The sequence below is a fragment of the Thalassospira sp. TSL5-1 genome (assembly GCF_001907695.1).
In the GTDB taxonomy this organism is placed as follows: domain Bacteria; phylum Pseudomonadota; class Alphaproteobacteria; order Rhodospirillales; family Thalassospiraceae; genus Thalassospira.
Map to the genome: position 1 here is coordinate 22,539 of NZ_KV880637.1, position 23,797 is coordinate 46,335.

A 23,797-nucleotide genomic window follows, 5' to 3' on the forward strand; every position below is an offset into this window, starting at 1 on the left:
GAGGATTGTCACCGACCCCTGTCAGGCCGCAAATTCCTGTACCGGTACATCACAAACAAAACTCGCCGCAACAAGATGCTGGTTTTCCTCTGTCGTCAGTCTGCTCTCGCGGAGCGGTGAGCGCCGGTTGGGTTTGATCGCAGATTTGTACGGGTCGACTTCAAGACCTTTGAAGCTATTTATAGACACGAATAATGACCCGCTGTCCTACCCGAAACGGAGCGTCGGGGCTCAGCATGACTGTCGAAGTTGCGGTGCGAATGTCGTTGCGTTCGCCGGATATGCCGGTTGACTGCATCAAAACGGGAGAAATGCGGCTGATGCGGCCTTGATATGCCTGCCCTGTTCTGTCTTCTGCAACCACCTCAACAGGTACTCCGGGTTTGATGTTGTCGAGAAACTGTTCGGGAATCTCAGCCCTTACGATTTTTTGGCCTTCAGGAAGAATCGTGAAGACAACTGTTGCCCCGCTCGCGGCGGCAAATTCTCCGACCTTGATGCCCTGTCGAATAATGAAACCGTCAACGGGAGCGTGAATTGTTCGTATTTCGACCTCGCGCTTGGCAATATCACGCCGCATCCTGGCGACATTGAGAACCGAGGAGGCCACTTTCAGTTCGCCGGCGAGATTGTCCCTGGCCGCGAGTGCGTCATCAAGGGCTTGAGCCGAGACAGCATTTGCCGCTGCGGCACGTTTAACCCGGTCTGCCTGGCGAGAAAGATTTTTCATCTTCATTTGCAGAAGATTATATTGCTCTTCGGCCTGCAGGGCTTCCTCCGATGCGATCTTTACCGATAACGATTCCTGACTTGAATCGAGTATCGCCATCACGTCCCCCGCCTTGACCTGATCGCCCTCGTGCACCAGCAAGGATGCGACGATACCATCCCGGGGGGAGGTGACCCGAAAAAGACCGCCCGGGATATCCACGACCCCCCTTGCGGCAGCCAGGATGGGGCGACCGACCAGATCCGGTCGGTCGGTGTTTTCCTGTGCGCTTGGGGGAAGCGTGGTGAAATACAACAGCGCCACGCCGATCAGGCCAGCGGAAATCGTTGTCATTGCCGGACGTTTGATACGAGAGAAAAACTTCATGACTTCAAGATCCTGTGGAACTCTTACCGGAGAAGGAGCGGACGTCCCTGAACAAGCGTCCGTCTTCCATCTGGAGGACACGGTCAGCCTGCTTGACGAGACGCATGTCGTGCGAAACACACAACACCGCGGAACCGGAGTCTTTTGCGATGGATTGGAGAATCTCGACGATGTTACGCCCATTTTCGCTGTCGAGGGCGCTCGTCGGTTCGTCTGCGAATAGAATGGCAGGTTTTTTGACAATGGCGCGGGCAATCGCGACGCGCTGCTTTTCACCGCCGGACATTTCCGCCGGCCGCAGATGGCTTCTCTTTGACAAACCCACGCTGGCCAGAGCATCGATGGCCCGCTCACGGGCCTCCGCCGCCGGAACTGACATGTAATCGAGAGGTATCTGCACCTGTTCGACCGCAGTCAGGCCGGGGAAAAGATTGAACCCCTGAAAAACAAACCCGCAATTCTTCAGGCGAAATTCATCCCGCGCTTGGTCGCTCAATGACGAGAGCATGACATCCCCGGCATTGACGGAGCCTTCGTCTGCTTTGGTCATGCCGCTGAGGATTGCAAGGAGCGTGCTTTTGCCGCAGCCGGACGGCCCGGTCAGCAGCGTGAATTCGCCAGCGAATATATCCACCGAGACATCCGACAACGCCTGCATATGGATATTGTGTATCGTAAACGACTTACCGAGATTACGCGCGCTGAGGGCAGGCAACATGGTTCACCTTAAAAGCGTGGCGGGATCGGTATCCCGCAAACGATGTATCGCCAGGAGACAGGCGACAGCCGCGACAAGAAGCACTACCGTTGAGGACGAGGCGATGATGCTGAAGCGCAATTCGAAAGGAACCCGGTAAACAGCCGCCATCAAGGCGATGGCCACGCTTAGAAACATGCTGATGACAAAGCCGAAAAGACCGACCCAGCCTGCCTGTTCGATGACGATGAAACGCAACCGGTCAAAGGGCACGCCTAGGGCTCTCAAGGTTGCATATTGCGGAACGGTTCCTGCCACGGCACTCATCAAGGTTTGGCTCGTTATCACGGCGCCGATCATGACGGCGATCAATGTTGCGAAAATGAACGCAATTCCCGCACCTGAATCCATTAGCATGTACATCGTCGTCATCGATGCGAGTTCGTCGGCCGACCAGACCTCGAAGCGGCGTGTGTCGGAATCGCTGTTCAGTCGCGCCTGAATAGCGGGGCCATTGGTACCCGGCTTAAGGTCATAGAGGAAATAGGTGGCGCCGCTGTCGCCGGGCAGGCTTTGATCGAGATTTCGGGCGGTTTCCAGTGAGGCCACGACATTGACGCCTCCCAGGCCGCGAAGGCCGTCAATATAGCCGATGATCCGCACCGAGTGCAGGTTCACTTCGGCATAACTGCCCTTTTTCGCGGAAAGCTTCGATGCGTCCGCAATGTCAACGACAACCGTGCCGGGCTCGTTCAATTCGTTTCGAAGCGAACCGGGAATGATGCGCGCGAGCGCCTCGGCATCATTTGCGGTATCGATACCGAGCACCGTCACGCTAACACCGCCACCACCGTGCGTGCCTCTCCAGTCGCCGGAGCCGAACAGTATGGACTCCACATGCGAAATGGCCGGCTCGGCATAGAGATTTGTCGCCACACTCGCCGGGATCGTGCGCCCAAGATCGACGCTCTGTGTTCCGGGAAATCCCACCCAATATTGGGCGGTGGATTGCGTGACATAAAGACTATTGGCGCCCACAATGCCCAGCAACAACGCCCCTTGAACCGTCATCAGGACGCCAGAGAAGGCGATCGCGATCGTTGCGGGTAAAAAACGGCGCCACTCGTGGATCAAAGTCTTGCGCGCAATCGAGACCGTCATGAACCGTTTTTCCTCCGTTTATCAGGGGAGGTTGCGATATCCTGTGCTTCCGCGCTCAGACTTCCGCCCGTCGCTTTTGCAAAAACAATCAGTGCTTCCGCTTCGTCTTTGGTGGCATCGGTGAGTTGACGGCGGGTTTCCAGGGCTGCCAGTTGGCGGGCGACAAGGATGGATGGGTCCGACAGTCCTTCGCGGGATAGTAATTGAGCTTCAGCCGAGCCTTTTTCAGCCGTCGAGTAGGCTGATCTTGCACGCGCAGTTTCGAGCCGCGCGGTGAGAAGCGCGCGCAAGGCTGACGAAGCTTCGCCGTGAGCGACAAGTACCGTCTGTCGGTAGGCCGCGACGGCTTCACGCAATTGCGCTTTTTTCGCTTCCACGACATCCAGTCGTTTCCCGTAGTCGAAGAGGGGCATCTGTAATGACGGACCACCCATGATGCCAAAGATGGACCCGGAGACGGGCGACCCGATGCCAATCATTCCTGAAAGATGGAGTTTCGGATAAAGATCGGACGTTGCAATTCCCACCTCGGCTCCCGCCTTGAGGACGGCGAATTCAGCCCTTCGGACATCCGGACGCTGGCGAAGCACATCGGCCGGGACCGCCTTGACCAGCACTTTGTCTGCGACGGGTTGCGGTTTGATTACTGACAGTGCTGCATCGTCTTCCGCTACGCCCTGAAGCACGGCAATGCGCTGGATTTCGTCTGCAATAGCATTGTCGAGAACACGCTTTTGTTGCGCCATCGCGGCACTAACGTCGGTCGCTGACTGTGCTTCGAGCATTGTCGCCAATCCGCTGCGGAACCGCACGGTCGCTATATCCCTGGCCTTTGCCTTGGCGGAGGAAAGGAGATCGGCATTTTGCCGCTGGTGCTGCAATGCCCTCAAGCGAATATAGCTTGTTGCGGCCTCCGCGATGACGGAGAGCTTTGCGGCATTGACGTCTTCGGCGGCCATGCGCCCATCCAGATCGGCGGATTTCTGGGCCAGTTTGTCTTGCCCGAAAAGAGCGATTTCCCATCCGGTTTCAAGATTGAGCTGGACTGGACGACGGGAAATGTCGTCTACCCTTGTGTTGCTGCTCGAAGCCGTTGCAGAACCCGAAAGGCCGACATTGGGCAGGAAGCCGGAAGATGCAGAGTGTGCAATGGCAGCCGCAGCCGCCAGTCGCTCGCGGGCCTGCGTGACGGTCAGATTCCCCCGCTGAACACGCGCCACGATGGCGTTGAGCTGGCGGTCATTGAACGCCAGCCACCACGCTTCGCTTTTTGAGTTGGGCCGCTGCCCGCCCATCAGCGAGAATTGCGGCGGTAACTCCGGCAGTGCAATGTCCGAAAAGGTCGAACCCCCTTGATAGCAGGACGATAGGAGCAGGGCCATGAAGACCCAGCGATACCGCTTCAAGACCACATAGCAATTTGACCCCGAAAGATCACACCAATCAAGATGCACCTTATTCATTTTGGACCACATGAAGCACGCACTACCCGGAAAAATCGTTGTTGATCCTTATTGCCGGCCCCCGATCCGGCAATTCGAATGGATGCCGTCGCATTCATCACCTCTCCCAAGGTCATTGCAGGCTTCAGATTTAGCACCGTCACTGCGCAGATTTGCTCGGGGAAGCCGGTATCGACTTTTCGCCAGGTGCGGTTGACACGCACCAGGCGCCAGCAATAATCAGCGCGCTGCCGCCCAACTGGAGGCCGGAGACCTGTTCGGAATAGAAAAGCCATGCGCTTGCGAGCACGAAAACATAGCTGATCGCGGAAAGAGGAAACGCTTTCGACAGATCAATCCTTGCTAGGACACGTAGCCACAGGACGAAACAGACGATTTCGGCGATGATGGCGAGAATGAACCATGGGGATGAGACAAGTTCGATGATCCATGTGATGCCAAACTGGCCGGAAATATGGTCCGCGCTCTCTTTGAGAAAAATCTGCTGCAGCGTGTTCAAAAACGGGATGGAGAGCCAAAGCGTTGAGAGATCCTTCATTGTTTCTCCAATCCATCGGAGCTGAAAAGTGGGGAAATCCATTTCAGTACCCTGTGAAGAGCAGGGTTTTGGTGCCTGAAAAACATGGCGTTAGCCGTTAGCGTACTGCCGAGGCGGAGCTTGTTTTGGTAATAGGCCTGCCCGCTTTGATATCGGGTGAGCCCATGCTTGAGACAAAAGCGAAGATTTTCGAACCAGCTGAGATAATAAAGGTTGTAAGGCTTGCCGCGGACGGCATCCATGCAGAAGAATTTATCGATGAGCAGATCGCGGTTGTGCAAAAGCAGATTGAAGGCAAGGATGTCGTCGCCAACGCGATAGACGGTGCAGAACGCATTTTCGGGCAAGTTTGACAGGATACCTGTGAAGTAGTCCGACGTCAGTTCTTCGAACTGCCATTCGCTTCGGTTACGGGTATCGTGGTAAAGTTCGAGAAAGCGGGGCAACATGTCGCCAAGTTCGGTGACCCTCTCCACTGTAACCTTGGAGGCTGCACGGCATTTGCGGCGCATGTCCTTGCGTGTCGAAGAAGACAATCTTGCGAGATAGGTGTCAATATCGGGAAAGTCGATGCGCAGCCATGCGGTTGGCAAGCCGGGCATGGTGACGAACTTGCGTTTGTGGATTGCTGTCGAAAGTGCTCGCCCAAGAGGCATCGGCACGTCTTTCAGCGCGAACAGGCCATATCCTGACATGTGCGCCCATCGTTCCGTGCACTCCAGCAAATGGGCCATCACATCAGCTTCCCAACCGCCGGGAATATCCGGATGTATGCCGATGTTCGCGCACTCTGTACAGGGAGAGCCGATACAGGCAAGCCGGAGCGATAAAAAGCGGGCGAATTTTTTGCGGATGCCTTCGACAAGGGACGTGAGCCGTCCTCTTTCCAGCGTCGTTTCCAGATGGTAATCGCATAGAAAAATCGGAGCGGCGGCCACGACGACCCCATAATAGCTGATCGTTGCATATCGCCATTCGAAACCGACAAGATTAGCCTGCTCGACTGCAAGCAAATAATCGTAGCGTTCTATATCTGCCTTAAAACACACATCCCAAGCATCCCTGTCGATGGTCGCAAGCGTGTCGTGGATCAGAAATTCGAGGTTTCGGGAATTGACACCCGCCCCGTCATCAATCTCAAATCGGGTTTCTAAAAGCATGTTTCGTCTCGAAAAACTGTGCGGAGAGATCGGCGACCTTGCGATGCTCTCTGTCCACGTGGATCATGTGATAGCTGTTGTTCAACCAGTACAGCGCTTTTGGTCCGCCAAGCTTTGCGGCGATGTAGCGGGCATGGTCTGGGCCACTGAGATCATCTTTGGTTGAATGGATGATGAGGGATGGAGTGGTGATCGCAGGCAGATGCTTTTTGAGATGACGGCTGAGCCGGTTCATTTCGATGAGGCCGCGGCCGGGGAAATGGCTGAGAACGCCTTCGTTTTCCATTCCTGCAATGATGCGCCTCAGGCGTTCGTCCTTGATGCCAAGGGAAGGCGTTTCGCTGAAGTTGAGGCGATCGATGAAGGGTATCATCCTGATCCATCTGATGTGCGGTGAGAGGATCGCGTAATAGCGAGGAACATTCCAGCCGTCGAAGTGAAAGCAGGGGGAATAGAGGGCGACGGACTGGATCGGGGATGATTTCATATGCGATGCGAGAAGTGTCAGCTTGCCACCAACGCAGATGCCAGCGGCATAGACGGTATCGCTGCGTGTTGCCAGCCAGTCGGCTGCAGTTGCGATGCTGTCAAGCCAGTCTTCGAAGCGGGAACGCCGCAAGGCTGCTTCCCCACGCCCGTGCCCGGCGAGCAGGGGAGCAAAAACCGAATACCCCCTGCGCCTGAACTGCCGCGCCACCAGACGCATTTCGGCAGGGGCGCCACTCATGCCATGCACGAGCATGACGGCCTTACCGTTCGTACCCTCTTCGAAAAAAGACAGGCCATCATTTGACGGGTTGAACACTGGCATTTTTTCTTCTGCCGAGGCGGTGAGTAAAGAGCGCGCAAAGCCGGATTGAGAGTCAGCGAAAGAAAACGTCATAATCCTGATACTCCCACGCAGATGACGCCGCCCGATACCAGCGCAACACCGATGGAATGCCGCAGACTGATGGTTTCCCCAAACAGAATGGCCCCGAAAATAGTGATAACGGCATAGCTCGAGGCCATCAGCGGGAATGCGATGGAAAGCGCAACATGCGCAAGGACATAGGTCCAGGCGACGAGCTCTACGCCCCAGAACACGATCCCGGTTAACGTCCATGGATGCAGATAAATGTTGCCCCTGTCTTTGGCGGAGGCGAATTTGAAGCAGATTTCCCTGCCGGCCTCCGTCAGCACGCAGAACAGAATGAGAGCAAGCATTGTTTTATTGAGCCCGTCCGTCATGCCAGTATTTCCGAAAACGACCTTAAAAGAGTAAGGTTGGTAAGGGTGTTGCGATCTCGGGTCATCACCGCATCTGGGGCGCTTAGAGGCTGGTCGATCAAGATTTCCCCCTGCTTCAGAAGTCGTGTGAGCAGGGGGCCGCTATAGATCGGTGACGAATAATCACCGATGACATCCGCCCCTACGATGCGGTGTCTTAAAGCGATGTCGTTTAACAGCTCAAGGATCGCAGAAAGCCGTAATTGGCCCTGATCCCAATTGGTGATGGCATCGTCCAGAGACAGGCAATCCTTGTCGATTGTGATGTAGACATTGGACGTGAATATCCTCGACAGCAGGTGCTCCCTGAATGCTGTCAGCCCCATCTTTTTCATGGTCGACCAGATGAGATGGCCGCCCGATTGGGTGTAGCTGGCACTCTCGCTATAGTCGTGTTTGACGCGGCTGGGCAGGTGGTCGTAAGGGTAGAGCTCAACCTTGCCGTTGGCCAGATTATCCAGGTTCGCTCTTTTTCGCTCTGGCGATTGCAGGTCCCCGCTGCACACACCAAGCGTGATGATTTTTTGAACGTTTCTATGTTTCGCGACCTCGTTGACCCATGAGCCGCAATGGACACCATTGTCGAAATTGACCCAGTCTGGATGGTTGTCGATATGGATGACCGTCAAAGGTCCATCGAAGCTTTCTGCCGCTTCGGCAATCAGCAGGGCTGAGACATGATGAAAGTCGCCCGATCCGAGAAAACACAGTCGGGGGGACGGGGACACGCCGGCGGGGCGTGCTACACTGGGTTTTAACAGACCGAGCGACTCTCTCCTGCTCCAGAGACGAACAGCGCTTCCACAGCGTCGTTCGTCAACCTCGCGCGCGTTCACCGAAAGTGCCGCATCAACAAAGGTTGGCTGCAGAAGCAGGGCATCGTCGAGATGGAGCAGAAGTGTGTCCACGAGATTACCTCCGTTCGGCGCGGGTCAGAAGCTGGTCAAGCAGCGCGATTGCCAGATTGATCTCGTCGAAAGAGATGTTGAGGTTTGGCGCGAACGTGATGACGTTCTTGTGGTAACCACCGACATCAAGCACCAGGCCGTATTTGCGCCCGTTCACGACCATGTCGCCCTTCATGCCCTCATCGGACATCCAGTCGAGTGTGGCCTTGTCAGGCGTGAAGCTGTCGTCGCGGCAAATTTCCATCCGAAGTGCAAGGCCGAGCCCATCCACTTCGCCGACGATCGCGTGTTTGCGCTGCAACTGCTGCAGACCATCGAGGAAGACGGCGCCCTTCGCCATGACACTGGCGCCGATATTCTCTTCTTCAGCCATTTTGAGTGTTTCGAGGGCGACGGCCGTTCCCATCGGGTTGCTGGCGAAGGTGGAGTGTGTGGAGCCGGGTGGGAAAATCCCGGGGTTGATCATCTCCTCGCGCGCCCATATGCCGGACAGCGGGTTGAGACCGTTGGTGATTGCCTTGCCGAACACCAGAATATCAGGGGAAACGCCGAAATGTTCGATCGACCAGAGTTTACCGGTGCGATAAACGCCCATCTGGATTTCATCGACGACAAGAAGAATGCCGTGCTCATCTAGCACTTTCTTCAACTCGACGAAAAAGTTCATTGGCGGAATAACGTAGCCGCCGGTGCCCTGGATCGGCTCGATGTAGAAGGCCGCATATTCGGATTTTCCGGCTTTCGGATCCCAGACGCCGTTATATTCGCTTTCAAAAAGGCGGGCGAACTTCTGGACGCAATAGTGACCGTATTCCTCTTTCGACATGCCCTTCGGGCCGCGAAAGTGATATGGAAATTCGATGAATTGTGCGCGTTCACCAAAATGGCCGTAACGGCGGCGGTAACGGTAGGAAGAGGTGATGGAGGTGGCGCCGAGGGTGCGACCATGATACCCCCCCTCGAAAGCAAACATCATGCTTTTGCCGCCCGAATAGTTCCGGACAAGTTTCAGCGAGTCCTCGACGGCCTGCGAACCGCCGACATTGAAATGCACGCGACCCTTGCAGCCAAACTTTCTTTCCGCGTCCTGGGCAATCATCGTCGCCAGTTCGACCTTCTCGCGATGGAGATATTGCGAAGCGACCTGTGGCAGGGTATCGAGCTGGCGATGGGCTGCAGCATTAAGGCGGGGGTTGCGGTACCCGAAATTAACAGCAGAGTACCACATCTGTAGATCGAGGAAGGCTGTACCTGTCTCGTCATACATGAAAGATCCGTCACAACCGGTGAAAAATTTGGGATGATCGGTGTAGTGGACGGTGTCGCCGTGGGAGCAATAGATGTCCTCAAGGTGACGGAGTTCGTCTTCGGATGTAATGTCGTCATGGCCGTCAATCGGCTTGATAAGTGAATGCACTTTCTTGTTCCTGATCAGGCAGTTTTTGAAAGGTGAGAACCCACGCCGTGGGCGGTGTAGATGTGCTGAAGCTGTGCGGCGGCTTCAGCTTGGACATCTTTGAAAGTCGTGTAGGAAACGAACGGAATGGAATTGCCGGTGCAATGCGTGGCGAGTTTGTGCTTGGCGAAAAGCAGGTCCGCCTGTGCCGAGACGCAAAAATCGCTTCGCCCGTCGCCGACATAGATGTGGGGTATGTTCGATGCTACGACGGCGCATTTGCAGACCCCGGATCCAGCGTGGCAGGCGGACTGCATAAACGGTGCTTCCAGTTGGTAATGGACGCGGTTTTCGGTTTTTTCGATACAGAGGCGATTGGCAATAATGTCGAGACGGCCAAGGCCATGATTGGACAAGACGCGGTGAATGAAGCGATCGACGCCGTCGCTGACGACGGTTACGGGGATCGAATTTTTCGAGCACCAGCGGACGAATTCAGGGAATTCAGGATCGATTTCGACCGTGTCGAGAAATTCATCTATTTGGTTCATGGCCGCTTGGATGAGTGTGATTTGTGCACTCATGCATTGTCGCGCGTCGATCCGTCCTGCTTCCCAGGCCTGCTCTATGTCGCGCCACTCCGGCGCGGCAAACCGCTCGAGAACGGCATCCGTCACGTCGATCGTAGCGATCGTGCCATCAAAATCGCAATAGGCGTGCATCAGCGCACCATCTCTGTACATGCGACGCTGGAATGCCCGGAAACGCGAAATGTGTGGCGATGAATAGCCAAATGGCCAAACCCTGCTGAAATATCCGCCCTATAAAAAGAGGATTTCATCGGCGATTGGTCAGTTTTTGATTTTTTCATGTTTGAAAAGCTCTCCGTCAAATCCAGCGCGTCGGGAAACGGAACGGTTCTGCTTGCCGAGGCCGAGCTGGCGGAAAGAGAAATACGCCGCGTCTGTCGAGAAAACGTCGAGAAAATCTTCATATTCGGTGGAGCGGGGATATGTCGGCAATGTCACCGATTAACGCGCAAGGATAAGTTGTCCTAACTGCGAGCAGAATATCGAAGCCGGGCAGCGATCACGACGTTGGCATGTTGAACCAATGGCGCTGATGCAAAGGCTTCCGCGTTGTTACTGCAGGTGGCGGTAAAGTTGGATTGGCCCATCACCAACGCCTTAGGCCGGATCTGGTCGTGCTGGATACTGGATATCTAGCTGTCGCGTTAGGACGGATGCGAAGTGCTTGCTGCCATCGGGCGGGTGTTCGATACGCCTGTTACCATGATGATGGAGCTTGCTGACGATCTGGGCAAGATGCAGGCTTTGCGCATTGGCGCAGACGACTATACCGTTAAACTTTTCAACTCCAGGAAATCGTTGTGCGAGCGCCGCACCCTTAAAAAGGGTCAGGTGATTACTATCGAGCCGTTTTTATCCCTTGGCTTGGAATGGGCGACCGAAGACAAGGATGATGGCTGGACCCTGTATGCCGATACCGGTGCGCCCACCGTGCAATATGAGCATACGGTGGTGGTCACGCCCAAAGGCTATGAAATTCTGACCTGAAGGTCGTCAGCACCATACCCCCGCCATACGGGGCAGGGGTATGAATGTGAGCCGGTATTTCGTTTTTGTTTTCCGCGCGGTTTAAAGCCCGGGAACGGAAACTTTCTTTTCCAGCAGATGCAGAAGTTGCGCAACGATGCTGGTCATGACCACATAAATCGCGGCGATCAGCAAAAAGACCTCGAAAAACTGGAAGGTTTCGTAGCCGATTTTTTCGGCCCGCGCCGTGATTTCAGTAACCCCAATCGCATAGGCGATCGAGGTGTATTTCAGTTCCAAAATGGCCTCGTTTGACCATTGGGGAATAACCCGGCGCAAGGCCTGGGGCAGGATGATGGTGGTAAAGGCCTGAAAACGGCCCATGCCCAGCGCGCGGGCCGCCGTCATTTGCCCGGCAGGAACAGAGCGCACCGCGCCGCGCAAATATTCGGCTTGATAGGCGGCGGTATTAAGGCCAATGGCAATGATGGCAGCGGTGAGCGGGTCAAATGTGATGCCAATTTCCGGTAATCCCAGATAAATGAACAACATCTGCACCAGCATTGGCGTGCCGCGAAAGATTTCCACATAGACCGTGGCAATCGCATAAATTGGCCGGTTGCCATAAATGCGCGCCCATGCCAAAGCCAGCCCCAATATCGCGCCAATGACCATTGCCGAGACCCACAACCCCAATGTGGTGGGCACGCCCTCAAGCACATAGGGTAAATGTTCCAGTGCAAAATCGAGCCACGCGCTCATGCGTCGCCTCCATGCTCGATCACATTCAGAAAGACACGGGTGCGGTCCTGTTGCGGGGCTTCAAACAATTGCGATGGTGGTCCCTGTTCAATGATCTTGCCGCCTTCCATAAAAATAACCTCGTCGGCGGCCTTGCGGGCAAAACCGATTTCATGGCTGACGACCAGCATCGTCATGCCTTCGGATGCCAGCTTGTTCATCACCGAAACCACTTCACCGGTCAGTTCCGGGTCCAGCGCACTGGTGGGCTCATCAAACAAAATCAGCTTGGGTTCCATTGCCAGGGCGCGCGCAATCGAGGCACGCTGTTGCTGCCCGCCGGAAAGCTCTGCGGGATAGGCATCCGCCCGGTCCGACAGCCCAACACGGTCCAGTTCCTGATAGGCAAGGTCAAGCGCGGCTTTCTTGTCAAAACCGCGTAATTTGCGCGGCCCGATGGCAACATTTTCAACCGTGCGCAGATGGGTAAACAGGTTGAAATCCTGAAAAACAAACGCGACCTTCTGGCGCATTGCATTGAGATTTTTTGCCGTCAGTTCTTCGCCTTCAACAAAAATCCGGCCCTGATCAGGCGGGGTCAGATGATTAACGCAGCGCAAAAGTGTTGATTTCCCGGTGCCCGAGGGCCCCATGATGACCTTGGATTGCCCTGGTGCCATGTCAAAGGAAACGCCCTTGAGAATCTCGACTGCGCCGTAACTTTTGTGAATATTTTCAACACGCAGCAGCATTATGCGTCTCCCCTGTGTTCAAAGCCCGGCAAAGCAAGGCGGTTTTCAAGCCGGTACAGTGCCCAGTTGCCTGCGCGATTGACGACAAAATACATCAGCGCCACCACACCAAACACGATCAGGATATTCCCCTGGGTATTCGAGATGATGTATTTGGCCTGACGGGTCAGTTCGACAACACCGATGACATAGGCAAGCGACGTTGCCTTTAATTCGCTGGAAAATTCGTTGGTCCAGGGACCGATGGACATGCGCAAAGCCTGTGGCAAAACAATATCGCGGATGGCCAGCAGCTTGTTCATGCCCATAGCGCGGGCCGCCATCATTTGTCCTTTGGGAACGGATAGAAACGCCCCGCGAAAAATTTGCGACTGATAGGCCGCCGAACGTAAACCAAGGGCCAGAACGGCTGCTGTAAACGACCCCATTTCGATGTAATCGGTGACGCCGTAATAAAAGAGCAGCAATAGCACAATGGCCGGAATGCCGCGAAAAACGCGCTCGAAGGCGACACAGGCCAGCCGCAGGCTCCAATGGCCGTAAACTTCCAGGGTCGCTAGTATCAGCCCCAAGACAAGGCCCAGTGACAACAGGCAAACAAGCAACCCGATGGCGACGGCAAGGCCATGTGCCAGATAGGGCATCTGGCTTATCAACGTTTCGAAAATCATGTTTTCATGCTCGTTGGAACGAAAAGAAATGCCGTATTGCCGCGACGTGATGCGCAGCAATACGGCGTGCCGTCAGTTATTTTGTATAACCGGGAATGTCACCCTGATAGGTATCGACATAGGCTGGCATCGTGGTCGGAATCTCGCGAATGGTTGATTGCGGTGCATAACGATGCACAATCTCGGCCCACTCGCCGGATTTATAAATGTTCATGATCCCGGCATTGATTTTGCCAAGCAATTTTTTGGGGTCGCCCTTTTCCACGGCAAGTGCCTGGGGCTGGTTTTGCTGGATGGTGCCGGCAATCTTGATTGGCCGCCCCTTGGCAATGAAATCTTCGGCGGTATCGGTTGATGTGACAACCGCATCCAGACGCCCGGCCAGCATGTCGGCAATGGCAGTGACATAGTCTTCATAACCGCGCAGGGTCATATCAACTTTGTCGTTCGAGGCCAGGTTGTCTTCCAGCCATTTATACTGGGTGGCACCGCCCTGGGCGCCAACCGTGGCACCACAGCACATGGCTGTGATCAGGTTTTTGTCGGAATCTTTGGGAACAAGGATTTCATCGTCATTTTCCCACCAAGGGATGGTGAAATCCAGAACCTTGGCGCGTTCCGGGGTGACATTCAGCCCGGTAACAAGCATGTCAATGCGCCCTTTGACCAGAGCGGGGATCAGGGATGGCCAGGGCAGGTCCTTAAATTCAACATCTAGCCCCTGGTCCTTGGCAATGGCCCGCATGGCATCAATGGCGATGCCTTTATATTTGCCGTCTTCGACATAGGCCCAGGGCGGAAAGGCAGCTTCGACCCCAGCGGTTAGTGTTTCGGCCTGCGCATGGGCTGATCCCCAGCTTGTCATGGCAAGCATGACAGCCGCAGGCGCTAGTTTTCGTAAGATGCTTTTCATTTATAGCCTCCTGATATGTTGATTGATGGAATGCGTCGATATTGCCCAGTCGAACAATCGCATTTCCATTCTGTGTTGTTTTAAGTGACGATGATGTTTCACAACATAATCAGTAAATAAAAAAATGTCTAATACAAATAATGTCTCAGAAAATGAGACAAATTTCGGAAATTAAAGGGGAAGTTTGAGTTTATTTGTGAAATATATTGGTGTTATGGATAAAATTTTGACTCTATTTTTAGTATATTATTTTAAGTAATATTGCGTATGTATTTATGAATGTTTTTTCAAATGATCATCAACTTAAAGTTATTTCTTTTTTATTGTGTCATTACAAAAAAAACACCCCGCCACAAATGGGCGGGGTGTGTCTGTATCTGAACCGGGGAAGGCTTACACCATTCCGAATGGATATTTTTTGCCAAGGGTGGCTTACGCCCCGTATTTTGCCTTGGCCTCGCGGCGGCGGGCATGCAGAACGGGTTCGGTATAGCCATTGGGTTGAGCGCGGCCCTTGAAGATCAGGTCGCAGGCGGCCTGGAAGGCAACGCTATCGTTAAAATTTGGTGCCATATTGCGATATTCGGGGTCGCCAGCATTTTGTTTGTCAACAATGGCGGCCATGCGTTTTAAGGTTTCCAAGACCTGTTCTTCATCGCACAGGCCATGATGCAGCCAGTTGGCAATATGCTGGCTGGAAATACGCAGGGTTGCACGGTCTTCCATCAGGCCGACATTGTTGATGTCGGGCACCTTGGAACAGCCAATACCGGCATCGATCCAGCGCACGACATACCCCAGAATCCCCTGGGCATTGTTGTCCAGTTCGGCCTGGATTTCACTGCGCATCGGGTGCTGGTCGCCCAAACGCGGGATGGCGAGAATATCATCCAGGCTGGCGCGTTCGCGCTTGCCGACTTCATCCTGCACGGCACGCACATCAACCTTGTGATAGTGCATGGCATGCAGGGTGGCTGCCGTGGGTGATGGCACCCAGGCGCAATTGGCCCCGGCCTCGGGGTGGCCGATTTTGGCTTCCATCATTTCGGCCATACGGTCCGGTTTGGCCCACATGCCCTTGCCAATCTGGGCAATGCCCTTCATGCCGCATTCAAGGCCGACATCGACATTCCAGTTTTCATAGGCATGAATCCAGTACTGATCCTTCATGGCTTCCTTGCGCACCATCGGCCCGGCTTCCATGCTGGTATGGATTTCATCGCCCGTGCGATCCAGGAAGCCGGTATTGATAAACACAACCCGGTCCTGTGCCGCGCGAATACATTCCTTCAGATTGATCGTGGTCCTGCGTTCCTCGTCCATGATGCCGACCTTCAGGGTATGGGCTGGCAAACCGGCGGCTTCTTCGGCAAAGGCGAACAGGTCGCTGGTCAGCTGGACTTCTTCCGGGCCGTGCATTTTCGGTTTGACGATGTAAATGCTGCCCATGCGGGAATTGGTGACACTGCTATTGCCCTCCAGGTCATGCTTGGCAATAACGGCGGTCATCATGGCATCCAGGAACCCTTCGGGCACCTCGTTGCCATTGGCATCAAGCACGGCATCGGTCGTCATCAGATGGCCGACATTGCGCACCAGCATCAGGCTGCGGCCGGGCAGGGTGACTTCCTGTCCATCAAAGCCCTGATAGGTGCGGTCCGCATTCAGGCGACGTGTCAGGGTTTTGCCGCCTTTTTCAAAGCTTTCCTCCAGCGTGCCCTTCATCAGGCCCAAAAGGTTGCGGTAAACTAGGGTTTTGTCTTCGGCATCAACGGCGGCGATGGAATCCTCGCAATCCTGAATGGTGGTCAGGGCGGATTCCATCATCACATCGGCAACATGGGCCGGGTGGTCCTTGCCAATGAAATGGGTCGGATCAATCGAAATTTCGATATGCAGGCCATGATTGCGCAGCAGGATGGCGCTGATGGCATCATCCTTTTCATTAAAGCCGATAAATTGCGACGGCAGGGCCAGAGCGGTTTCGGTGCCGTCCTTCAATGTGGCCTGCAGCGCCCACCAGCCCGCGCCATTGTCGCGGACTTCATATTTGACAACATCCTCGTGTACGCCATTGGCCAGCGGTGCGGCATGGTCCAGGAAATTGGCGGCATAGGCAATGACAGCGGCACCCCGTTTGGGATTAAAGGATGTGCCTTTTTCCTTGCCATCGGCCTCGTCAATCACATCGGTGCCATAAAGCGCGTCATAGAGGCTGCCCCAGCGGGCATTGGCCGCATTAAGCGCATAGCGCGCATTCATGACAGGCACCACCAGCTGCGGCCCGGCGACACGGGCAATTTCCGGGTCAACATTGGTGGTGGTGATGTAAAAATCCTCACCTTCGGGCAGCAGATAGCCGATTTCCGACAGGAAATCCTTATAGGCAGCAGGGTCGCGGGCCTGATCGCGGCGCGACAGGTGCCATTCGTCAATTTTGGCCTGCAATTCGTCACGTTTGGCCAGCAGGGCGCGGTTGCGCGGGCCCAGTTCTGTCACCAGCTGTTCAAAAGATGCCCAGAAGGCGTCCGCGTCCACGCCGGTACCCGGTAGGACTTCGTTTGCCACCAGATCGTGCAACACGGTTGCAATCTGAAGGCCACCTTTGCTGATTCTTTGGGTCATGTTTCCTCTCGCCAGTGATCATGATGCACCAGGCCCACAAGTGCCTGACTGTTGGACGACAGCATAGGTGCCACTCCCACCCCGGGTCCACTACAGCTTTCAAATTTGTGGGATGTTTTCCGCATTATGGAAAACGTTTGAGCCGGCAAAATGATCCTTGCCGAGGGGATCAAATTTTTCTGGGACTGTAAGAGGGTGAAAAAGGGCGTTAAAAATGGCGCTAAAAATAAAGCCAAATGGCCCCTTTTCGAGACATGGATATGCGTTAATCGCGTGTTTTGGGCGTATCTGATCCTGTCGTGCCGGAAATATTTGCAGCTTCGGAAGGGGCGGTGTTTTCGCTATTTTCTGTTTCAGCTTCAGCTTCAGCATCCGCATCCGTTTCAGTTTCTGTGTCCTCACCCATCGGGGCAAGTTCAGTTACCATTGGTGTTGTGCGCGGCACGGCAACGAATGTGCCCTGTTCTTCGAGGCTGATACGACGGCCAAAACCGGCACGATAGGTGGCAAAGACAGCCATGCAAAAGGCGACAATCGAAAACAGCAGCGGCAAGCCCCAGGGGCCGAAATAATCCAGGAACATCGAGCCCACAATCGGACCAAAGGCGGCAGACCCGCCATAAACAATCAAAAGTGCGCCACTGGCGGGTACGAAATCATCGGGGTCAAGATAGTCATTCACATAGGCAACGGAAATGGCATAGATCGGCATGGTGAACACGCCCAGCACTCCGCCCCAGATTGACAGATTGTCACGAATGACATTGGGCATGACATAGGGGACAAGGCCGGTAAAGATCAGCCCGACCAGCATGGCGATCAGCACATATTGACGGGGCACCATGTCGGATGCGCGGCCAATTGGCCATTGCAGAATCATGCCGCCGACAATAACGAAAAACATGAAGGTGGCGATGCTGGCTGTTGGCAGGCCCAGATCGGCGGCAAACACCGGCCCGACACCATAAATCGCGCCCGAAAACACGCCGCTGCCTGCTGCGCCGACAAAGCCCAAAGGCGAAATTTTAAACAGGCGGCGCAATTTCATGCGTTCGCCGCTCACCGCTGCAGGGGGCGGTTGCCGGGTCAGCGCAATGGGCACAAGTGAAAGGGACAATAAAACCGACGCCAGGGTAAAGAGCTCGAACCCGGAAATGGGCGACAGATTGAGCATGAGCTGCCCTAGCGCCAATCCCCCCAGCGAGACGGTCATATAGGAGGCCATCATGGCGCCGCGCGAATTGTTATCAACCTGTTCGTTCAGCCAGCTTTCCACGACAAGATAAAGGCCCGACAGGCACAGCCCGGTCATGGCGCGAAACAGCGACCATGTGATGGGATCGACAAAAATTGCATGCAGCAGGGTGATGGCTGACCCGGTAGAGGCGAGGGCGGCAAAGGTGCGTATATGCCCCACCCGGTTCACAAGGGACGCCCCCCAGAGAATGCCACCAACAAAACCGGAATAGTACGAAGCCATAATGATACCGGTATAAATCGGGGCGAAGCCTTCGGATGACGCGCGCAATGCCAGCAGCGACGATTGCAGCGACGACCCCGAATTCAGGGTGAAGGCTGCAAAAAGTGTTGCCGAAAGGGCAATTATCATCGCGATGGGGGAACGCGGCATGGTCAAAACCTCTGGGGCGTTGCAATATGCAGAAAAAATACCCTGCCGGATCGACAGGGGGCCTGTCAATCTGACGGGGTGAAACGTAAAATCTTTTCAGAAACGTATCCTGAGACGGGGTGTTCCCGGCCATCTTTGCGAAAAGGCAGGTGACCCTATGTATATAGTTGCCCGCACATAGGGCATTTTGCACGCAAATGCCAGCCTTCAATTTGCAACCGTGGCACGAAATGCCGGCATGCCCCCAAGGGGCGATTTATTTGCCGACCCTCATGCCGGGGGCGGCGGCGGGAATAACGGGAATAAAAACATCGCCAGAATAAATAAATTGCCGGTTTTGTTGGTTCGCAAACCGGCGCGATAAGGTACTTGACCTTTGCATACCAGATGCTTTCTATGAGCTGAATTGGGTTGAGTTTTGCGCAATTGGTCCGTTTTTTGGGCAGAATTTTGCGCAACAGAGATGTTACGAGATGCAAACGGCCAGAATCAATGTTCACAGGGCTGGCCGAGAAACGGGAGGATACCCTTGAAAATATTGCGCACAATTGGCGTCATTGCCGCAGGGATAAGCCTGCTTGGCGGATTAAGCACCGCCGCACAGGCCGAAACGCGGGTGACGCTTAAATCGGCAAAATCGGCATCATCCTATTACCAGATGGCCGCCCAACTTGCCGAGGCCACCAAAACCGGCACGAATGGTGATATTATTGTCACGGTCGAGGAAAGCCAGGGGTCGGTACAGAATGTGATGGAAGCCTCGGTCCGCCCGGGAAACTATATGTTCACATCGCCACCCGCACTGGTTGAAGCCGCCCGCGAAGGCAAGGGGGCCTTCAAAGGCCGTCCGACCGAAAAATTTGCCGAAATTCGCGCCCTGTTTCCCATTCCGTCGCTGACCATGCACTTTGTCGCCCGGGCTGATCGCGGTATTAACACCCTCGATGACCTGGCCGGGAAAACCGTGCTGCTGGGCAAGGGGTCCTTTGGCGCGAAAGAAGGCGAAAAATACCTGGAACTGTTTGGTCTGAAAGACAAGGTAGAGTTGGCTAGTGCCGAGCTTTCCAATGCGGTTGCTGCCCTTAAAAACGGCCAGATCGATGCCTTTGTGACGGCCGGTTCCTGGCCTGCCCCCAATGTGATCGAGGCCGCGGCGGGCATGGATGTCAATGTGCTGTCGCTGAGTGACGAACAGATCGCCAAAACCGGGCGTGATCTGGCGGTGATTCCTGCCGGAAGCTATAACGGCCAGACCAAAGATATTCATACATCGTCGTTGTCGGTCATTGCCTATGCCACCACGGCAATGGATGATGATACCGCCTATGCTCTGACCAAAACCTTTTGGGATCAAAAGACCAAAATGGGCCAGGACGCAAAATGGTGGAAAGGCGTGACACCCGAAATGCTTGCCAACATCAAGGGCAAGATTCATCCCGGAGCCCTGCGCTATTACGCTGAAGCTGGTTTTCCGGTGCGTGACGTGCAAAAATAAGCGTTTTTAAACTTTATCTGCCCTTGTGGCCCGGTATGCCGTTTGGCGTCATGCCGGGCCTTCTGTTTCAGGAATATCATGCAATCTGCTGTCAAACCCGGTTTGGGCCGGTGGGTCTGGATCGCGCTGGGTGCCTTATCCATTGTCTTTCATCTTTGGCTGATTTTTTCGGGCCTGGTGCCAAACCTGGTCAGTCGCCCGCTGCATATGGCGCTGGCTTTGCCTTGGGCGCTGATTTTTGTGGCAAAGACGCCGCTGCAAAAAGTCACGGGCACGCTGTTTACGGCAGTCGGGCTGTTTGGCTGTCTCTGGATTGCCTGGCATCATAGTGAACTTTCCGACCAGTACGGCTTTTTGACGGATAATTTCCAAATCATCCTGTCGCTGGCACTGCTGATAACGGTTTTGGAAATGGCGCGTCGGGCCATTGGCTGGCCCCTGCCGCTGGTGGCAAGCCTGGCGCTGATCTATGGTTTTTGGGGGCAGTATATTCCCGGCGAATTTGGTCATGGCGGTTTGCCGGTGGAAAGCATGCTGGGCACGCTGACCATTGCCGAAGGCGGCCTGTGGGGCAGTTTGACCGGTGTTTCGGTCAGCATCGTTGCCATCTTTGTTATTTTTGGTGCGGTTTTGAATGCCGGTGAAGCAGGTCAGGGCTTTATGAATGTTGCCGGGGCAGCGGCCGGGCGTTTGCGTGGCGGGGCGGCCAAGGTATCGGTTATTTCCTCGGCCCTGTTTGGCTCCATTTCCGGCTCGGCATCGGCCAATGTGGCCTCGACCGGGGCCATTACCCTGCCTGCCATGACAAAGCTGGGCTACCCCAAACGTCTGGCCGCAGCGGTTGAGGCGGTTGCGTCATCGGGCGGTCAGATCATGCCGCCTTTGATGGGGGCCGGGGCCTTTGTGATGGTCGAGCTTACCGGTCATCCCTATGCCGAAATCATGGTGGCGGCTTTGCCACCGGCAATTTTGTATTTTCTGGCTGTCTGGATTGGCATTAACGCCTATGCCGGGCGTTATGACCTGCCCGGCCTGCCCGAAGAGGACCGGCCGGGCCTGCGTGCGGTTGTCATTACATCGGCCTTTTTCCTGGTGCCGTTTGTTATTTTGCTGTGGGGCATGTTTGGCGGGGGCTATACCCCGCAATATGCCGCTTGCATTGCGCTTCTGGCCGGGGCGGTGTTGCTGTTCTTTGATGCCGGGTTGACGTTTGATGTGCGGCGCAGTTGCGACCGCTTTATGGATGTCTGCCTGAATGCCGGGCGTCAGGTTTCCATGATTGCCGCAATCATTTTGTGTGCTTCCATTGTGATCGGGGTGCTGGGCTTAACCGGGCTTGGCGTTAAAATTACCTCGCTGTTGCTTTCAGGCTCCGGCGGCATGTTGTGGCCCGCATTGTTGCTAACCGCTATTGCCTGCCTGGTACTGGGCATGGAAGTGCCGACCACGGCGGCCTATGTGATTTGCGTTTCGGTTGCCGGGCCTGCCCTGGGGGAATTGGGTCTTGATCCTTTGCAGGCGCATTTATTCGTGTTCTGGTTTGCCCTGCTTTCCACCATCACCCCACCGGTCTGCGGGGCGGTTTTTATTGCGGCTGGTATGGTCGAGGAAAACTGGCTCAAGGTTGCCGGTACGGCCATGTCGCTGGGTGTCGGGCTTTATCTGGTGCCGCTGGCAATGGTGGCAAACCCGTCCCTGTTGCTTTTGGGCGCGCATCCATTACTGGCGCTTGGCGCGTCGCTTAAGGTCGCGGTGGGGCTGGGCGCCATTTCGTTTGGTATTATTTCCCCGCGTATTTGGCCACTACGCATGGCCCTGATCGGGGCCGGGGCGGCGATAACTTTTCTGTTCGGGTTTTAACCCTGGTCGCTGGTTAAGCGTATGGCATGAAAAAAGGGATGCCGCGATGATGCGGTATCCCTTTTTCTTTGGTGTTTTGTCTGGCTGTTTTTTACAGCAGAAATCCTGTCTTTAAGCGCGCGAACTGCGCGGGCCGGCAAAGAACCAGATGATCAGCCCGACCACGGGCAGGACAAGAATCAGGATCGTCCAAAGGATTTTTGAGCCGGTGCTTGCACCACTACCAAAGACATTGATGATGGCCCAAATATCGGCAATCAGAATGATAAGGCCAATGATGCCGTCAAAACCTGTCATAACCCAACCTCATTTGTTATTTGTATTGGTGGGCGTGCCACCATTGCTGAGTATTCAATTAACAGGCTAACGTTTGTGAAAGCGGGAATGTTCCCGATCACGCCGGAGATGTGAGGGCAACCGGTCATAGACCTGGATATGAACACACCAGCGTAAACACAGCTTGGTCTTATGACGTGTTGTGGTTGGCCTGGTATGTTGCCCTATTGTTAAACGACCTGACCTGCACACCAGCCTGATGACCAGGCCCACTGGAAATTGAACCCGCCCAGATGCCCGGTGACATCCACCACCTCGCCGATGAAATACAGGCCGGGTGCCTTTTTGCTTTCCATCGTTTGCGAGGATAATTCGCGCGTGTCCACCCCGCCCAGGGTGACTTCGGCAGTGCGATACCCTTCGCTGCCTTGGGGGGCGATTTGCCACTGATTGACATCACTTGCCAGTTTGCGCAGCGCCTTGTCACCGGTTTCGCCAATCGGGCGGTCCAGACCGTGACGTGCGGTAATATATTGCGCCAGCCGGTTGGGTAGCATGCGTGAGAGAACCGTATGAACCGCCTGTTTCGGGCTTTCATCCTTGGCGGTTTTCAAAAGCGTGAAGGCATCCTGTTCGGGATTAAGGTTAACGCTGATGGTTTCGGCTTCGCGCCAATAGGAAGAAATTTGCAAAATCGACGGGCCGCTAAGGCCACGATGGGTAAACAGCAACCCTTCGCGGAATTTGGTTTTCTGGTGCGAAACAACCGCATCCACCGAAATACCTGCCAGTTGCCCCAGATCGGCACGGGTATCGGGATCAAATGTAAGGGGCACAAGGGCGGCCCGGGTGGGGACAATATCCAGGCCAAATTGCCGGGCGATCTGATAGCCAAACCCGGTCGCGCCGATTTTGGGGATCGACAGGCCACCACAGGCGACCACCAGCGAATGACAATGCCAGTTGGCGCCGCTTTGCAGGGTCACGACATAACCACCGCGCTGGGCGGGTTCGATGGTGCGAATGCTGTTGTCGAGGCGAATGTCAACATTCGCGTCGTCACATTCATCAAGCAGCATGTCGATGATCTGAAAGGAGCTGTCATCGCAAAAAAGCTGTCCCAGAGTTTTTTCATGCCAGGCAATATTGTGGCGGTCTACCAGGGCAATAAAATCGTGCTGGGTGTAACGTTTAAGGGCGGAAACACAGAATCGTTTGTTCTGCGAGATATAATTTTCCGGGCGGGTGTGAAGGTTGGTAAAATTACAGCGTCCGCCACCCGAAATACGGATTTTTTCCGCCGGTTTGCTGGCGTGATCGATAACCATAACGCTACGCCCGCGCTTGCCCGCCTCTATGGCGCACATAAGCCCCGCCGCACCGGCCCCAATAATGATCACGTCCAGGTTTTTCACAGCTTTTCTATTCTTTCTGTCGGTCAGGTAAATTGTTCGGCCCGCTTATAGGCGGAAAATACAGCCCTGTCAGCCTTTGCCATTGTTACTGCCTCTGCCACTACCAGCTTCGCCGCATCATTAATGAGCCGTGCAGGAAGTGCAAAAGGCATCCCAAAAGCTTAGGGGCAGGTGC

The 23,797-nt window shown here is 54.9% G+C and carries 22 protein-coding genes; 3 read left to right on the forward strand and 19 right to left on the reverse strand.

What is annotated here, in order from left to right; genetic code table 11:
• Positions 1 to 175 precede the first annotated feature (175 nt).
• From LF95_RS00100 to LF95_RS00150, 11 genes are all read right to left on the reverse strand, one after another.
• Positions 176 to 1,096 carry an efflux RND transporter periplasmic adaptor subunit gene (locus tag LF95_RS00100; protein WP_073953129.1) on the reverse strand — a complete coding sequence of 307 codons (921 nt, stop codon included), beginning with the start codon at positions 1,094 to 1,096 and terminating at the stop codon, positions 176 to 178.
• 4 nt (positions 1,097 to 1,100) lie between these two features.
• Positions 1,101 to 1,814: an ABC transporter ATP-binding protein gene (locus LF95_RS00105; protein WP_073953130.1), complete on the reverse strand. Its 714-nt coding sequence runs from the start codon at positions 1,812 to 1,814 to the stop codon at positions 1,101 to 1,103.
• A gap of 3 nt (positions 1,815 to 1,817) precedes the next feature.
• On the reverse strand, positions 1,818 to 2,954 hold the full coding sequence (locus LF95_RS00110; RefSeq protein ID WP_073953131.1) for an ABC transporter permease: 1,137 nt from the start codon (positions 2,952 to 2,954) through the stop codon (positions 1,818 to 1,820).
• Positions 2,951 to 4,417, reverse strand: coding sequence for a TolC family protein (locus LF95_RS00115; protein ID WP_215905634.1), 1,467 nt, complete (start codon positions 4,415 to 4,417; stop codon positions 2,951 to 2,953). Before LF95_RS00115 ends, LF95_RS00110 begins: the two co-directional genes overlap by 4 nt.
• A 139-nt stretch (positions 4,418 to 4,556) precedes the next feature.
• Positions 4,557 to 4,955: an EamA family transporter gene (locus LF95_RS00120; RefSeq protein ID WP_073953133.1), complete on the reverse strand. Its 399-nt coding sequence runs from the start codon at positions 4,953 to 4,955 to the stop codon at positions 4,557 to 4,559.
• Positions 4,952 to 6,115 carry a GNAT family N-acetyltransferase gene (locus tag LF95_RS00125; protein WP_083607424.1) on the reverse strand — a complete coding sequence of 388 codons (1,164 nt, stop codon included), beginning with the start codon at positions 6,113 to 6,115 and terminating at the stop codon, positions 4,952 to 4,954. Before LF95_RS00125 ends, LF95_RS00120 begins: the two co-directional genes overlap by 4 nt.
• A complete protein-coding gene (locus LF95_RS00130; protein ID WP_215905635.1) occupies positions 6,093 to 6,998 on the reverse strand; it encodes an alpha/beta hydrolase in 906 nt (301 codons plus the stop codon). Before LF95_RS00130 ends, LF95_RS00125 begins: the two co-directional genes overlap by 23 nt.
• Positions 6,995 to 7,345: a DMT family transporter gene (locus tag LF95_RS00135; RefSeq protein ID WP_073953134.1), complete on the reverse strand. Its 351-nt coding sequence runs from the start codon at positions 7,343 to 7,345 to the stop codon at positions 6,995 to 6,997. The genes LF95_RS00130 and LF95_RS00135 overlap by 4 nt, the downstream gene beginning before the upstream one ends.
• Entirely contained in the window at positions 7,342 to 8,292 is a 951-nt protein-coding gene (locus LF95_RS00140; protein ID WP_073953135.1) for an arginase family protein, read from the reverse strand. Before LF95_RS00140 ends, LF95_RS00135 begins: the two co-directional genes overlap by 4 nt.
• A gap of 4 nt (positions 8,293 to 8,296) precedes the next feature.
• The gene (locus LF95_RS00145) at positions 8,297 to 9,709 is read right to left on the reverse strand and encodes an aspartate aminotransferase family protein (protein ID WP_073953136.1); all 1,413 of its coding nucleotides are present in this window, start codon (positions 9,707 to 9,709) and stop codon (positions 8,297 to 8,299) included.
• A gap of 14 nt (positions 9,710 to 9,723) precedes the next feature.
• A complete protein-coding gene (locus LF95_RS00150; protein ID WP_215905636.1) occupies positions 9,724 to 10,431 on the reverse strand; it encodes an MtnX-like HAD-IB family phosphatase in 708 nt (235 codons plus the stop codon).
• 507 nt (positions 10,432 to 10,938) lie between these two features.
• Between LF95_RS00150 and LF95_RS23485 the strand changes: the two genes are divergently transcribed.
• Positions 10,939 to 11,265: a M24 family metallopeptidase gene (locus tag LF95_RS23485; protein ID WP_073953139.1), complete on the forward strand. Its 327-nt coding sequence runs from the start codon at positions 10,939 to 10,941 to the stop codon at positions 11,263 to 11,265.
• Positions 11,266 to 11,346: 81 nt separating this feature from the next.
• On the opposite strand, the gene LF95_RS00165 is transcribed toward LF95_RS23485, so the two are convergent.
• The 6 genes from LF95_RS00165 to LF95_RS00190 form a co-directional block, all read right to left on the reverse strand.
• Positions 11,347 to 12,006: an amino acid ABC transporter permease gene (locus LF95_RS00165; protein WP_073953140.1), complete on the reverse strand. Its 660-nt coding sequence runs from the start codon at positions 12,004 to 12,006 to the stop codon at positions 11,347 to 11,349.
• The gene (locus tag LF95_RS00170; protein ID WP_073953141.1) at positions 12,003 to 12,737 is read right to left on the reverse strand and encodes an amino acid ABC transporter ATP-binding protein; all 735 of its coding nucleotides are present in this window, start codon (positions 12,735 to 12,737) and stop codon (positions 12,003 to 12,005) included. The genes LF95_RS00165 and LF95_RS00170 overlap by 4 nt, the downstream gene beginning before the upstream one ends.
• Positions 12,737 to 13,408 (reverse strand): amino acid ABC transporter permease, encoded by a 672-nt coding sequence (locus LF95_RS00175; protein ID WP_073954718.1) that lies wholly within the window; start codon positions 13,406 to 13,408, stop codon positions 12,737 to 12,739. Before LF95_RS00175 ends, LF95_RS00170 begins: the two co-directional genes overlap by 1 nt.
• A gap of 76 nt (positions 13,409 to 13,484) precedes the next feature.
• The gene (locus LF95_RS00180; RefSeq protein WP_073953142.1) at positions 13,485 to 14,321 is read right to left on the reverse strand and encodes an ABC transporter substrate-binding protein; all 837 of its coding nucleotides are present in this window, start codon (positions 14,319 to 14,321) and stop codon (positions 13,485 to 13,487) included.
• A gap of 432 nt (positions 14,322 to 14,753) precedes the next feature.
• Positions 14,754 to 16,946, reverse strand: coding sequence for a malate synthase G (locus LF95_RS00185; RefSeq protein WP_073953143.1), 2,193 nt, complete (start codon positions 16,944 to 16,946; stop codon positions 14,754 to 14,756).
• Between the two features lie 265 nt (positions 16,947 to 17,211).
• Positions 17,212 to 18,576 (reverse strand): MFS transporter, encoded by a 1,365-nt coding sequence (locus LF95_RS00190; protein WP_073954719.1) that lies wholly within the window; start codon positions 18,574 to 18,576, stop codon positions 17,212 to 17,214.
• Positions 18,577 to 19,105: 529 nt separating this feature from the next.
• Between LF95_RS00190 and LF95_RS00195 the strand changes: the two genes are divergently transcribed.
• A complete protein-coding gene (locus LF95_RS00195; protein ID WP_073953144.1) occupies positions 19,106 to 20,071 on the forward strand; it encodes a TAXI family TRAP transporter solute-binding subunit in 966 nt (321 codons plus the stop codon).
• Between the two features lie 78 nt (positions 20,072 to 20,149).
• Positions 20,150 to 21,931, forward strand: coding sequence for a TRAP transporter permease (locus LF95_RS00200; protein ID WP_073953145.1), 1,782 nt, complete (start codon positions 20,150 to 20,152; stop codon positions 21,929 to 21,931).
• Positions 21,932 to 22,042: 111 nt separating this feature from the next.
• Here LF95_RS00200 and LF95_RS00205 read toward each other — a convergent pair whose 3' ends face one another.
• Complete coding sequence (locus LF95_RS00205; protein WP_073953146.1) at positions 22,043 to 22,228, reverse strand: PLD nuclease N-terminal domain-containing protein; 186 nt, start codon at positions 22,226 to 22,228, stop codon at positions 22,043 to 22,045.
• A 209-nt stretch (positions 22,229 to 22,437) separates the two neighbouring features.
• Positions 22,438 to 23,622, reverse strand: a complete 1,185-nt coding sequence (locus tag LF95_RS00210; protein WP_073953147.1) for a BaiN/RdsA family NAD(P)/FAD-dependent oxidoreductase — start codon at positions 23,620 to 23,622, stop codon at positions 22,438 to 22,440.
• Positions 23,623 to 23,797: the final 175 nt, after the last annotated feature.

What these genes read in the sequence shown, in the direction of transcription:
- LF95_RS00100 (WP_073953129.1), bottom strand. Translation starts at nt 1,096, where the DNA reads ATGAAGTTTTTCTCTCGTATCAAACGTCCGGCAATGACAACGATTTCC.
- LF95_RS00105 (WP_073953130.1), bottom strand. Translation starts at nt 1,814, where the DNA reads ATGTTGCCTGCCCTCAGCGCGCGTAATCTCGGTAAGTCGTTTACGATA.
- LF95_RS00110 (WP_073953131.1), bottom strand. Translation starts at nt 2,954, where the DNA reads ATGACGGTCTCGATTGCGCGCAAGACTTTGATCCACGAGTGGCGCCGT.
- LF95_RS00115 (WP_215905634.1), bottom strand. Translation starts at nt 4,417, where the DNA reads ATGAATAAGGTGCATCTTGATTGGTGTGATCTTTCGGGGTCAAATTGC.
- LF95_RS00120 (WP_073953133.1), bottom strand. Translation starts at nt 4,955, where the DNA reads ATGAAGGATCTCTCAACGCTTTGGCTCTCCATCCCGTTTTTGAACACG.
- LF95_RS00125 (WP_083607424.1), bottom strand. Translation starts at nt 6,115, where the DNA reads ATGCTTTTAGAAACCCGATTTGAGATTGATGACGGGGCGGGTGTCAAT.
- LF95_RS00130 (WP_215905635.1), bottom strand. Translation starts at nt 6,998, where the DNA reads ATGACGTTTTCTTTCGCTGACTCTCAATCCGGCTTTGCGCGCTCTTTA.
- LF95_RS00135 (WP_073953134.1), bottom strand. Translation starts at nt 7,345, where the DNA reads ATGACGGACGGGCTCAATAAAACAATGCTTGCTCTCATTCTGTTCTGC.
- LF95_RS00150 (WP_215905636.1), bottom strand. Translation starts at nt 10,431, where the DNA reads ATGTACAGAGATGGTGCGCTGATGCACGCCTATTGCGATTTTGATGGC.
- LF95_RS00165 (WP_073953140.1), bottom strand. Translation starts at nt 12,006, where the DNA reads ATGAGCGCGTGGCTCGATTTTGCACTGGAACATTTACCCTATGTGCTT.
- LF95_RS00170 (WP_073953141.1), bottom strand. Translation starts at nt 12,737, where the DNA reads ATGCTGCTGCGTGTTGAAAATATTCACAAAAGTTACGGCGCAGTCGAG.
- LF95_RS00175 (WP_073954718.1), bottom strand. Translation starts at nt 13,408, where the DNA reads ATGATTTTCGAAACGTTGATAAGCCAGATGCCCTATCTGGCACATGGC.
- LF95_RS00180 (WP_073953142.1), bottom strand. Translation starts at nt 14,321, where the DNA reads ATGAAAAGCATCTTACGAAAACTAGCGCCTGCGGCTGTCATGCTTGCC.
- LF95_RS00185 (WP_073953143.1), bottom strand. Translation starts at nt 16,946, where the DNA reads ATGACCCAAAGAATCAGCAAAGGTGGCCTTCAGATTGCAACCGTGTTG.
- LF95_RS00190 (WP_073954719.1), bottom strand. Translation starts at nt 18,576, where the DNA reads ATGCCGCGTTCCCCCATCGCGATGATAATTGCCCTTTCGGCAACACTT.
- LF95_RS00200 (WP_073953145.1), top strand. Translation starts at nt 20,150, where the DNA reads ATGCAATCTGCTGTCAAACCCGGTTTGGGCCGGTGGGTCTGGATCGCG.
- LF95_RS00205 (WP_073953146.1), bottom strand. Translation starts at nt 22,228, where the DNA reads ATGACAGGTTTTGACGGCATCATTGGCCTTATCATTCTGATTGCCGAT.